This window comes from Leifsonia sp. (genome assembly GCF_051955155.1).
Lineage (GTDB): Bacteria > Actinomycetota > Actinomycetes > Actinomycetales > Microbacteriaceae > Leifsonia.
This window is the reverse complement of the sequence record NZ_JBQCGZ010000106.1, coordinates 1-11,058: the sequence shown is the minus strand read 5'-3', so window position 1 is coordinate 11,058 and position 11,058 is coordinate 1. Positions and strand designations below refer to the sequence as shown.

The 11,058-nt window shown below is 70.1% G+C and carries 14 protein-coding genes and 1 pseudogene; 8 read left to right on the top strand and 7 right to left on the bottom strand.

All coding sequences use genetic code 11. The annotated features are described in order from the left end of the window. From ACTHMF_RS11645 to ACTHMF_RS11635, 3 genes are all read left to right on the top strand, one after another. The coding region (locus ACTHMF_RS11645) for an alpha-amylase family glycosyl hydrolase (RefSeq protein ID WP_440317714.1) at positions 1-823 on the top strand (823 nt) is incomplete at its 5' end. 102 nt (positions 824-925) lie between these two features. Continuing rightward, on the top strand, positions 926-1,612 hold the full coding sequence (locus tag ACTHMF_RS11640; RefSeq protein ID WP_314146981.1) for a 3'-5' exonuclease: 687 nt from the start codon (positions 926-928) through the stop codon (positions 1,610-1,612). A gap of 64 nt (positions 1,613-1,676) precedes the next feature. Continuing rightward, positions 1,677-2,006, top strand: a complete 330-nt coding sequence (locus ACTHMF_RS11635; protein ID WP_314146980.1) for a DUF4190 domain-containing protein — start codon at positions 1,677-1,679, stop codon at positions 2,004-2,006. Positions 2,007-2,067: 61 nt separating this feature from the next. Here the strand turns inward: ACTHMF_RS11635 and ACTHMF_RS11630 are convergent, their stop codons facing one another. The 3 genes from ACTHMF_RS11630 to glgA form a co-directional block, all read right to left on the bottom strand. Then, positions 2,068-2,319, bottom strand: coding sequence for a type B 50S ribosomal protein L31 (locus tag ACTHMF_RS11630; protein WP_314146979.1), 252 nt, complete (start codon positions 2,317-2,319; stop codon positions 2,068-2,070). 124 nt (positions 2,320-2,443) lie between these two features. Then, on the bottom strand, positions 2,444-3,244 hold the full coding sequence (locus tag ACTHMF_RS11625; protein ID WP_314146978.1) for an ABC transporter ATP-binding protein: 801 nt from the start codon (positions 3,242-3,244) through the stop codon (positions 2,444-2,446). 19 nt (positions 3,245-3,263) lie between these two features. Then, the gene (gene glgA, locus ACTHMF_RS11620) at positions 3,264-4,451 is read right to left on the bottom strand and encodes a glycogen synthase (protein WP_440317711.1); all 1,188 of its coding nucleotides are present in this window, start codon (positions 4,449-4,451) and stop codon (positions 3,264-3,266) included. A 47-nt stretch (positions 4,452-4,498) separates the two neighbouring features. On the opposite strand from glgA, the gene ACTHMF_RS11615 reads away from it, so the two are divergent. Together ACTHMF_RS11615 and serB are read left to right on the top strand one after the other, a co-directional pair. Next, positions 4,499-5,743 (top strand): glucose-1-phosphate adenylyltransferase, encoded by a 1,245-nt coding sequence (locus ACTHMF_RS11615; protein ID WP_314146976.1) that lies wholly within the window; start codon positions 4,499-4,501, stop codon positions 5,741-5,743. Further along, on the top strand, positions 5,740-6,408 hold the full coding sequence (serB, locus tag ACTHMF_RS11610; RefSeq protein WP_440317709.1) for a phosphoserine phosphatase SerB: 669 nt from the start codon (positions 5,740-5,742) through the stop codon (positions 6,406-6,408). The genes ACTHMF_RS11615 and serB overlap by 4 nt, the downstream gene beginning before the upstream one ends. Before the next feature lie 85 nt (positions 6,409-6,493). Here the strand turns inward: serB and ACTHMF_RS11605 are convergent, their stop codons facing one another. After that, entirely contained in the window at positions 6,494-7,204 is a 711-nt protein-coding gene (locus ACTHMF_RS11605) for a beta-ketoacyl-ACP reductase (RefSeq protein WP_440317707.1), read from the bottom strand. 65 nt (positions 7,205-7,269) lie between these two features. Here ACTHMF_RS11605 and ACTHMF_RS11600 point away from each other — a divergent pair, with 65 nt between their 5' ends. From ACTHMF_RS11600 to ACTHMF_RS11590, 3 genes are read left to right on the top strand one after another with little or no spacing between them, the layout of a single operon-like run. Next, the gene (locus ACTHMF_RS11600) at positions 7,270-7,575 is read left to right on the top strand and encodes a DUF3099 domain-containing protein (RefSeq protein ID WP_314146973.1); all 306 of its coding nucleotides are present in this window, start codon (positions 7,270-7,272) and stop codon (positions 7,573-7,575) included. Positions 7,576-7,588: 13 nt separating this feature from the next. Then, complete coding sequence (locus ACTHMF_RS11595) at positions 7,589-7,816, top strand: hypothetical protein (protein WP_440317705.1); 228 nt, start codon at positions 7,589-7,591, stop codon at positions 7,814-7,816. Beyond that, a complete protein-coding gene (locus tag ACTHMF_RS11590; RefSeq protein WP_440317703.1) occupies positions 7,813-8,703 on the top strand; it encodes an SURF1 family cytochrome oxidase biogenesis protein in 891 nt (296 codons plus the stop codon). Before ACTHMF_RS11595 ends, ACTHMF_RS11590 begins: the two co-directional genes overlap by 4 nt. Positions 8,704-8,742: 39 nt before the next feature. Here the strand turns inward: ACTHMF_RS11590 and ACTHMF_RS11585 are convergent, their stop codons facing one another. The 3 genes and pseudogenes from ACTHMF_RS11585 to sufC all read right to left on the bottom strand — a co-directional run. After that, the gene (locus ACTHMF_RS11585; protein WP_440317702.1) at positions 8,743-10,341 is read right to left on the bottom strand and encodes an ABC-F family ATP-binding cassette domain-containing protein; all 1,599 of its coding nucleotides are present in this window, start codon (positions 10,339-10,341) and stop codon (positions 8,743-8,745) included. A 102-nt stretch (positions 10,342-10,443) separates the two neighbouring features. After that, complete coding sequence (locus ACTHMF_RS11580; protein ID WP_179605846.1) at positions 10,444-10,773, bottom strand: metal-sulfur cluster assembly factor; 330 nt, start codon at positions 10,771-10,773, stop codon at positions 10,444-10,446. Positions 10,774-10,782: 9 nt separating this feature from the next. Further along, positions 10,783-11,058, bottom strand: a pseudogene (gene sufC, locus ACTHMF_RS11575) (Fe-S cluster assembly ATPase SufC); the annotation flags it as partial.

Here is an 11,058-nt window from a genome sequence, read left to right as displayed (position 1 = left end):
CGGGGAGCTCGTCCGGGTGCTGTCGGAGACGACCGACGTCCCCGAGGGCGCCGCGTGGGGCGTCTTCCTGCGGAACCACGACGAGCTGACGCTCGAGATGGTGAGCGAGGAGTACCGCCAGGCGATGTACGGCTGGTACGCCTACGACCCGCGGATGCGCGCCAACATCGGCATCCGCCGGCGCCTCGCCCCGCTGCTCGACAACTCGCGGGCCGAGCTGGAGCTGGCGCACGCCCTCCTGTTCTCGCTTCCCGGCAGTCCGTTCCTCTACTACGGCGACGAGATCGGGATGGGCGACAACATCTGGCTGCCCGACCGCGACAGTTCGCGAACGCCCATGCAGTGGACGCCGGACCGAAACGCCGGCTTCTCCAGCGCCGACCCCGGCAAGCTGTTCCTGCCGATCGTCCAGTCGCTGGTGTTCCACTACAACCAGGTCAACGTGGAGGCGCAGCTCGCGCAGTCCCGGTCGCTCCTGCACTGGATCCGCAACGTCATCCACGTGCGCAAGGCGCACCCGGTGTTCGGGCTGGGCGACATCCGCGTGCTGCCGACGAACCACGAGTCCGTGCTGGCGTTCGTGCGCTCGTACGCGGGCAGCGGCACGCACGGCGGCGACCAGCCGGAGGACGTGCTGTGCGTGTTCTCGGTCGCCCACAATCCGGTGTCGGTGACCCTGGACGCTCCCGAGTTCGCCGGGCGGACGCTGTACGACCTGTTCGGCGGCGCGGAGTTCCCGACCGTGGCGGAGGACGGCCGTTTCACGCTCACGCTCGGGACGCAGAACTTCTACTGGCTGCACATCGAGCCGCGCCGCGACTGACGCGCCCTCCCGCCCGGACGGCACGGGCCGGCGGGCGCCGGATCGCGGACCCGCCGACCGCGTTCCCTCCGGGTGACGGTGGTCGTTCCTACCCTGGGGGCTATGAGCACCTGGCACCATGAACTCGGCGTCTTCGATCTGGAGACCACCGGCGTGGATGTGGAGACGGCCAGGATCGTGACCGCGCACGTCGGCCTGCTCGGCGAGCAGGGCGAGGTGCGGCACGGCCGGTACTGGCTCATCGATCCCGGCGTCGAGATCCCGTCGGAGGCGACAGCGGTGCACGGCATCACGACCGAGCTCGCGCGCGCCAAGGGGATGGACGCGGCGACCGGCGTCGCGGCGATCGTCGACCAGCTGCGCCGGCTGTTCGCCCGCGGCATCCCGGTGGTCGCCTACAACGCGCCGTACGACTTCACGCTCCTCGACCGCGAGGCCCGCCGCTACGGCATCGAGCCGCTGGAGGCGCCTGGCCCGATCATCGACCCGCTGGTGATCGACAGGGCGGTCGACCGCTACCGTCCCGGCAAGCGGACGCTGAGCGTCACCGCGGTCCACTACGGCGTCGAGCTGACCGCGGCGCACGACGCCGGCGCGGACGCCATCGCCGCGGGCCGGCTCGCCCAGGCCCTGGTCCGCGCGCACGGCGAGGCGCTCGCGATGGAGGCCGTCGAGCTGCACCACAAGCAGGTCGACTGGTGCCGCGAGCAGGCCGCCGACTTCCAGGACTACATGCGCCGCGTGCGCGACCCGGAGTTCACGGCGTCCGGCGCGTGGCCCCTGCGCTGACCACGTGCGTCCCCCGCCCATGCTGGGGGTTTCCACCGCGTCTGCTGAGCGCTACCCTTCGTCCATGAGCGATTCGGACCTGAACCCGCAGCCCCTGCCCCCGCAGCAGCAGCCGCCGCAGCAGCAGCCGCAGTACGGGGCCTACCAGCCGGCCCAGCCGGGCTGGAACGTGATGGCGATCGTGGGGTTCATCCTCGCGTTCTTCATCAGCGTCGTCGGCGTCATCCTCGGCTTCGTCGCCCTGTCGCAGATCAAGCGCACGGGCGAGCAGGGCCGCGGCCTCGCCATCGCCGCGATCATCATCGGCTTCGTCGAGATCGCGATCGGCATCATCGTGTTCATCTTCGTCGCGATCGGCCTCGGCGTCGCGGCCTCGCAGTACCAGAACTACTGACGTCCCCCGCGCAACGAGAAAGGCCCCCGTCGTGCGACGGGGGCCTTTCTCGTGCGGCTGGTTACTTGCCGAAGTTCTTGTAGCGCGAGTTGAACTTCTCGACGCGGCCGGCCGAGTCGAGGATGCGCTGCTTGCCCGTGTAGAACGGGTGCGACTCGGAGGAGATCTCGACGTCGATCACCGGGTAGGTGTTGCCGTCCTCCCACTCGATCGTCTTCTCGCTGGAGACGGTGGAGCGGGTGAGGAACGTCGCACCCGAGGCCAGGTCGCGGAAAACCACCGGGGCGTAGTCGGGGTGGATGTCAGTCTTCATGAGGACTTCCTTGTTGCGTAGTGTTCGTGTCGGTCAAGTCCGCGCTGAGGCCGCGTGGACGGGAAGCTTTCGGCCCGCGTTCGTCAGACGACTCCCGGACCAGCTATCGAGTTTAGCAGATCCGTCAGGCGATCGTCTTCTGACGCGCCCGGGCGGTGTAGCGGCCGTCGCTCTCCTCCAGCTCGACGTCCACACCGAACGTCTCGCTGAGGGAGGCGCTGGTGAGCACCTCGCCGATCGGGCCCTGGGCGGCGATGCGGCCGTTCTTCAGCAGCAGCGCGCGGTTGAAGCCGACGGGGATCTCCTCGACGTGGTGGGTGACCATCACGATCGCGGGCGACTTCGGGTCGCTGGCGTAGCCGCCGAGCAGCTGCAGCAGCTCCTCGCGGCCGCCGAGGTCGAGGCTGGCCGCCGGCTCGTCCAGCAGCAGCATCTCGGGGTCGGTCATCACCGAGCGGGCGATCTGCACGCGCTTCTGCTCGCCGTCACTCAGGCTGCCGAAGGTGCGCTCGGCCAGGTGCTCCAGGTTCCACTCGGCGAGCACGCGGCGGGCGCGGCGCTCGTCGATCTCCTCGTACAGCTCGTTCCAGCGCCCGGTGACGGCGTACGCCGCCGTCATCACCACGTCGAGCACGCGCTCGTTCCGCGGGATGCGGCGGGCGAGGGCGCTGGAGGCGAAGCCGAGCAGCGGGCGCAGCTCGGAGAGATCGCTGTGGCCCAGCGACTCGCCCAGCACGGTGGCCTCGCCCGACGACGGGTGCAGGGCCGCCGCGGCGATCTGCAGCATGGTGGTCTTGCCCGCGCCGTTCGGCCCGAGGATCACCCAGCGCTCGTCCGGCTCGACCGTCCAGTCGACACCCTCGAGGACGGCGTTGCCGTCCCTGGTCACGGACACGTCATGGAGTCGGAGAACGCTGCTGGCCATGACCTCTAGCCTAGCGGCGTCAGGACGCGGTGACGGACCGGTAGACGGCGCGCGTCTGCTCCGCGATGGCGCTCCAGCTGAACTCCTGCTCGGCGCGCAGCCGGCCCGCCTCCCCCATCTGCGCCGCCCTGGCCGGGTCGCTCACGACCTCGGTCAGCGCCGCCGCGAGGTCGCGCACGAAGCCCTCCGGGTCGGTGGGCGTCCCCGTGCCGTCCTGGAGCTGCTGGATGGGCACCAGCCGCCCGGTGACACCGTCCACGATCACCTCGGGGATGCCGCCGGTCGCCGTGCCGACCACGGGCAGCCCGCACGCCATCGCCTCCAGGTTGACGATCCCGAGCGGCTCGTAGATGGACGGGCAGACGAACACGGTGGAGGCGCTGAGCGCCGCCCGCAGCTCGTCGTTCGGCAGCAGCCGGTCGATCCACACCACGCCGTCGCGCTCGGCCTGCAGCTGCTCGACGAGGCCGGTGACCTCGGCCAGGATCTCCGGGGTGTCCGGCGCGCCGGCGCACAGGATCACCTGGACGTCCTTCGGCAGCATCCGCGCCGCCCGCAGCAGGTACGGCAGGCCCTTCTGGCGCGTGATCCTGCCGACGAAGACGACGGCGGGCCGGCTTGGGTCGATCCCGAGCGAGCGGGCGAGGTCCTCATCGTGCAGGGGCCGCCAGCGGTCCAGGTCGATGCCGTTGTAGACGACCGTGACGTCGGACGGGTCGAGCGACGGGTAGGAGTTCAGGATGTCGCGGCGCATCCCCTCGCTCACCGCGATCACGCGGTCCGCGGCCTCGAACGCCGTCTTCTCGATCCAGCTGGACACCCGGTAGCCGCCGCCGAGCTGCTCGGCCTTCCACGGCCGCAGCGGCTCCAGGCTGTGCGCGGTCACCACGTGCGGCACGCCGTGCAGCAGCTTGGCGAGGTGGCCGCCGGCGTTCGCATACCAGGTGTGCGAGTGGACGACGTCGGCGCCTCCGCAGTCCTGCGCCATCTGCAGATCGACGCCCAGCGTGGTGATCGAACCGTTGGCCTCCGCGAGCTCGGCGGGCACCCGGTAGCCGACGGTGTCCGCCTCGTCCCTCGGTGCTCCGAAGCACCGCACGATGACCTCGGTGTCGGTCCGGAGCGCCCGGACGAGCTCGGTCACGTGCACCCCGGCGCCGCCGTAGATGTCCGGCGGGTACTCCCGGGTCAGAAGATCAACGCGCATGTCGAGAACGCTAGTACAGCCCCCCGGTTGCCTCTACTGTAAGGGGCATGGCAGCAGGCAAGAAGATCTTCGGCATCGTCCTCGCGGGTGGGGAGGGCAAGCGGCTGATGCCGTTGACAGCGGACCGGGCCAAGCCCGCGGTCCCCTTCGGCGGCCAGTACCGGCTGATCGACTTCGCGCTGTCCAACCTGATCAACTCCCAGCTGCGCCAGATCGTCGTGCTCACCCAGTACAAGTCGCACAGCCTCGACCGCCACGTCTCGCAGACCTGGCGGCTCGACGGCATCACGAACTCCTACATCGCCTCCGTCCCCGCCCAGCAGCGGCTCGGCAAGCGCTGGTTCAGCGGGTCGGCGGACGCGATCCTGCAGAGCCTCAACCTGCTGCGGGACGAGAAGCCGGACATCGTCGTCGTCGTCGGCGCCGACCACGTCTACCGCATGGACTTCGGCCAGATGATCCAGGCGCACATCGACTCGGGCTCCGCGGCGACCGTCGCCGCCATCCGCCAGCCGATCTCGCTCGCCGACCAGTTCGGCGTGATCGAGGTGGACGCGGCCCGCCCGGAGCGCATCGCGGCGTTCCGCGAGAAGCCCAGCGACCCGGTGGGCCTGCCGGACTCCCCCGGCGAGGTGCTCGCGTCGATGGGCAACTACGTCTTCGACGCGGAGGCGCTCATCGACGCCGTGCAGCGCGACGGCGACCGGCCGGACTCCAACCACGACATGGGCGGCGACATCATCCCGGACTTCGTCTCGCGCGGTGAGGCCGGCGTCTACGACTTCAACAACAACGACGTCCCGGGCTCCACCGACCGCGACCGCTACTACTGGCGCGACGTGGGGACGATCGACTCGTTCTTCGAGGCGCACCAGGACCTGATCTCGGCGCTGCCGGTGTTCAACCTGTACAACAGCGAATGGCCGATCTTCAGCCAGGTGCTGAACTCCCCGCCCGCCAAGATCGTGCGCGACGGCCGCGGGGCGCTGGGCACGACCATCGACTCGATCGTCTCCCTCGGCTCTGTCATCTCCGGCGCGCACCTGGAGCGCAGCGTGCTCGGGCCGTGGGCGAAGGTCAGCTCGGGCGCCAAGGTGGTCGACTCCGTCGTCTTCGAGCGCGCCGTCATCGAGCCGAACGCATTCGTCGGACGTGCCATCCTGGACAAGGACGTCGTCGTGGCCGAAGGGGCCAGGATCGGCGTCGACCCGGAGCGGGACCGCGCGCGCGGCTTCACCGTCACGGAGTCCGGGATCACCGTCGTCGGCAAGGGAGTTCACGTCGTTCCATGACGTCCGCACGTTCACACAGCAGCAGACCGGCCACGTTCCTCGTCGTCCTCGACGCCGACTCCACCCTCATCCATGACGAGGTGATCGAGCTGCTCGCCGAAGAGGCGGGCGCGCGCGCCGAGGTGGCCGAGATCACCGAGCGCGCGATGCGCGGCGAGCTGGACTTCGAGGCGAGCCTGCGCGAGCGCGTGCGCACCCTGGCCGGGCTGCCGGTCTCGGTGTTCGAGCGGGTCGGCGAGCGGATCCGGGTGACCGACGGCGTTCCGGAGCTCGTCGCGGGCGTCCAGGCGGCCGGCGGCCGCGTCGCCGTCGTGTCCGGTGGCTTCCACGAGCTGCTCGACCCGCTCGGCGAGCGGCTGGGGCTCGATCACTGGCGGGCGAACCGGCTCGGCGTGCGGGACGGCGTGCTCACCGGCGAGGTGGACGGTCCCGTCGTCGACGCGGGCGCGAAGGCGCAGTCCCTGCTGTTCTGGGCGGCCGACGCCGGCGTGCACCTGCGTCAGACCGTCGCGATCGGACACGGCGCGAACGACCTGCGGATGATGGCCGAGGCCGGCCTCTCGATCGCGTTCAACGCCAAGCCCCGGGTGCGGGCGGAGGCCGACCTCGTGATCGACCGCCAGGACCTCGCCCAGGTCCTCCCCCTCCTCGGCCTCCGCGGCTGACCCGTCGCTCAGGGACGCGCGAGGGGCACGTTGTTGTCGCTTTTCGCGTCGAGAAGTGACAACGACGTGCCTCTCGGCGACCCTTCTAGTGGCCCATGCCGAGGCCGCCGTCGACGGGGATGACGGCGCCGGAGATGTAGCCGGCGTCGTCGCCGGCGACCCAGGCGACGACCCGCGCGACCTCGTTCGGGGAGGCGAACCGGCCGGCGGGGATGTTCTTCTTGTACTCGGCCTGCTGCGCCTCGGGCAGCACGGCGGTCATCTCGGTCTCGATGAAGCCGGGGGCGACGACGTTCGCGGTGATCCCGCGCGCGCCGAGCTCGCGGGTGATCGAGCGGGCCATGCCGACGAGCCCCGCCTTGCTGGCGGCGTAGTTGACCTGCCCGGCCGAGCCGTACAGGCCGACGACGCTGGAGATCAGGACGATGCGGCCGAAGCGCGCCTTCAGCATCCCCTTCGTCGCGCGCTTGACGACGCGGAACGCCCCGCCGAGGTTGGTGTCGACGACGGCGTCGAACTCCTCGTCGGACATCCGCATCAGCAGGGTGTCCTTGGTGATGCCCGCGTTCGCGACCACGACCTCCACCGGGCCGAGCTTCTCCTCGACCTCGGCGAACGCGGCGTCCACGGCCGCGGTGTCCGTGACGTCGGCGCGCACGGTGAGCGCGCCCTCCGGCCCCTCTCCCGAGCGGGCGGTGACGGCGACGCGATGCCCCTGCGCCAGGAACTCCTCGGCAATCGCGTAGCCGATGCCGCGGTTCCCTCCGGTGACGAGCACGGTGCGCTGCGTTGTCATTGACGAATTCCTCTCGATCGGGGATCAGCTCCCTAGTTTATGGACGTACGCTTGAGTCAACGCACATGAAGCCCTCACGCCCGTCACTGACGAACCTGCCGCTCTCCCCGGATCTCGAGCGCAAGCACCGGATGATCAAGTATTCGGTCGCTATGGGGATCCGTGTCGTCTGCATCATCGTGGCGCTGCTCGTCCCCGGCTGGTGGGCGGCCATCCCGCTCGTCGCGGCGATCTTCCTGCCCTACTTCGCCGTCGTCATCGCCAACGTCTCCACCGACCCGCGTCGAGGAGAAGCCCAGGCGCCAGGCAATATCCTTCCCATGGCGCCCCCGCCACCCGCGGGGCGCGACGAGCGGCAGGAGAACACGTGATCGGACGGCGCGCATGATCGGCATGGGAGAGCCGGAGCCGCTCACCTGTTCCCGCGCCGGCTGCACCGACACCGCCACCTGGCGCATCGAGTGGCGCAACCCGAAGATCCACGCGGCGGACCGGGTCAAGGTCTGGCTGGCGTGCGATGAGCACGTGGACTTCCTGCGCGAGTTCCTCGCCGCCAGGGAGTTCCCGCTGCGCGTGCTCGCCGTCGCCGACGACGAGAGGACGACCGCGTGAGCGCCCCCGAGGCGAGCGCCCCCGTGGAGAAGAGCGGCGGGGACGGCTGGCGGTTCGCGTTCTCCAAGCGCTGGCTCGGCTACCTCGCGTTCGCCATCGCGTTCGCGATCGCCTGCGGCTTCCTCTCCAACTGGCAGCTCGCGCGCAGCAAGGAGGCCGCGGCCGCCAACGCGCTGATCGCCGCCAACTTCGACTCCCGCCCGGTGCCGCTCACCGAGGAGCTGCCGTCGCTCACGGCGTACTCGCCGAAGCAGGAGTGGACGCGCGTGACGGTGACCGGCACGTACGAGCCGGACAAGGAGATCCTGGCGCGCAACCGCCCGTTCAACGGGAACCCGGGCTTCGAGGTGCTCACTCCGCTGCGCACGGCGGACGGCGCGCTGTTCATCGTCGACCGCGGCTGGGTGCCGACCGGCTCGTCCACCGACGCCCCGGACAGCGTCCCGGCGGCGCCGTCCGGAACGGTCACCGTCATCGCCCGGCTGAAGGCGAGCGAACCGGCCATCCCCGGCCGCTCAGCGACGGGCATGCAGGTGGGCACCATCCAGCTCTCGGTGGTCAAGCAGAAGCTGGACGGCGCCGACGTCTACACGGGCGCGTACGGCCTGCTCGACTCGCAGACACCCGCGCCCGCGAGCGCGCCGACGCCAACCGTCACGGACCCGCCGACGCAGGACGAGGGGCTGCACTGGTCCTACATGATCCAGTGGATCATCTTCGCGCTGATCGGCTTCTTCGGCCTCGGCTACGCGCTGCGCACCGAGTACCGCAAGCGCAACGAGCACGACCCGGCCGAGAAGGCGCGCGCCGCCGAACGCGCGCGGCGCCGCGCCCAGAAGCGCACCGATGCCGAGGTGGAGGACGAACTCCTCGATGCGGGCCGCTGACCGGGGCCAGCGTCCAGGGCCAGGGACCCGGGGCGACCGCTACGCGAGCGAGATCAGCTCGAGATAGTCCTTGTTCCAGTGGTCCTCGACGCCGTCCGGCAGGATCAGCACGCGCTCGGGGTTCAGCGCCTCGACAGCGCCCTCGTCGTGGCTGACCAGCACGACGGCGCCCTCGTAGTGCGCGAGCGCGTCCAGGATCTCCTCGCGGCTGGCCGGGTCCAGGTTGTTCGTCGGCTCGTCGAGCAGCAGCACGTTCGCACCGGACACGACGATCATCGCGAGCGCGAGCCTGGTCTTCTCGCCGCCGGAGAGCACCCCGGCCGGCTTGTGCGCGTCGTCGCCCGTGAACAGGAACGAGCCGAGCACCTTGCGCGCCTCGGTCTCGGTCAGCGACGGGGACGAGGACACCATGTTCTGCAGCACGGAGCGCTCGACGTCGATCGTCTCGTGCTCCTGCGCGTAGTAGCCGATCCGCAGGCCGTGGCCGGGCTCGATCGCTCCGGTGTCCGGCTCGTCCACACCGGCCAGCATCCGCAGCAGCGTCGTCTTGCCCGCACCGTTCAGCCCGAGCACGACCACCTTCGAGCCCCGGTCGATCGCCAGATCCACGGCGGTGAAGATCTCCAGCGAGCCGTAGCTCTTGGACAGGTCGGAGGCCTGCAGCGGCGTCCGGCCGCACGGCGCGGGCGTCGGGAAGCGCAGCTTGGCGACGCGGTCGACCTGGCGCACCTCCTCCAGCCCCGACAGGAGCTTCTCGGCGCGCGCGACCATCTGGTGGGCGGCGGCCGCCTTGGTTGCCTTCGCCCCGAACTTCGCGGCCTGCAGCTGCAGCGCGCTCGCCTTCTTCTCGGCGTTGGCGCGCTCCTTCTTGCGGCGCTCCTCGTCGGCGGCGCGCTGGCGCTGGTAGTTCTTCCAGCCCATGTTGTAGATGTCGATGACCTGGCGGTTCGCGTCCAGGTAGAAGACGCGGTTGACCGTCTCCCCCACCAGGTCGACGTCGTGCGAGATGACGATGAAGCCGCCGGAGTAGCTCTTCAGGAACTCGCGCAGCCAGACGATGGAGTCGGCGTCCAGGTGGTTCGTCGGCTCGTCGAGGATCATCGTGCGCGCGTCGGAGAACAGGATGCGCGCCAGCTCGATGCGGCGGCGCTGACCGCCGGAGAGCGTCTTCAGCGGCTGGTCCAGGATGCGGTCGGGCAGGTTCAGATTCGACGCGATCGACGCGGCCTCCGCCTCGGCCGCGTAGCCGCCGTGCATGTGGAAGCGCTCCTCCAGCCGGCCGTACTTCTTCATGGCGGCGGCGGAGACCTCGGGGTCGTCGCTCGCCATGTCGAGCGTCGCCTGCTGCATGCCGAGGACGATCGAGCCGAGACCGCGTGCGTCCAGGATGCGCGTGCGCGCCAGGTCCTCGAGGTTGCCGGAGCGCGGGTCCTGCGGCAGGTAGCCGAGCTCGCCGCTGCGGTCGACCTTGCCAGCGGTGGGCAGCAGGTCGCCGGCCAGCACCTTGGTGAGCGTGGTCTTGCCCGCTCCGTTGCGGCCGACGAGACCGATCTTGTCGCCGGCGGCGACGCGGAAGCTGACGTTCTCCATCAGCAGGCGCGCGCCGACGCGGAGTTCGAGATCCTGCACGCTCAGCACAGTTCATCCATTCGTTGAGAAGCCATCCGTTCCGGACTTCTTCACGCGAAACGCCGGGGCGCAGCGTGAAGATCTCCGGAACGGATGGCTGAAGTGGTGGTTCTAGATGGCGAAGCCGAGGGCGCGCATCATGTCGCGGCCGTCATCGGTGATCCGCTCGGGGCCCCACGGCGGCATCCACACCCAGTTGATGCGGAAGGCCTCCACGATGCCGTCCAGGCTCTCGGCCGTCTGCTCCTCGAGCACGTCGGTGAGCGGGCAGCCGGCGCTGGTCAGGGTCATCGAGATGATGAGGGCGTTGTTTTCCTCGTCCCAGGCCAGGTCGTAGATCAGGCCGAGGTCGACGACATTGATCCCGAGCTCGGGGTCCATGACGTTCTTCAGCGCCTCTTCGACCTGGTCGAAGAGCGCCGGGCTCAGCGTGGCGGGCATAGGTTAAGCCTACGCCTCGGCCAGCTCGCCGGCTGCGGCGGACGCGGACTCGGGGGCGTCGACGAAGCGGTCGTAGCCCTCCTCCTCCAGGCGCTCGGCGAGCTCGGGGCCGCCCTCCTCCGCCACCTTGCCCGCCACGAACACGTGCACGAAGTCCGGCTTGATGTAGCGCAGGATGCGCGTGTAGTGGGTGATCAGCAGGATGCCGAGCCCGGTGTTGGCCTTGGCCCGGTTGACGCCCTCGGAGACGACCTTCAGCGCGTCGACGTCGAGACCGGAGTCGGT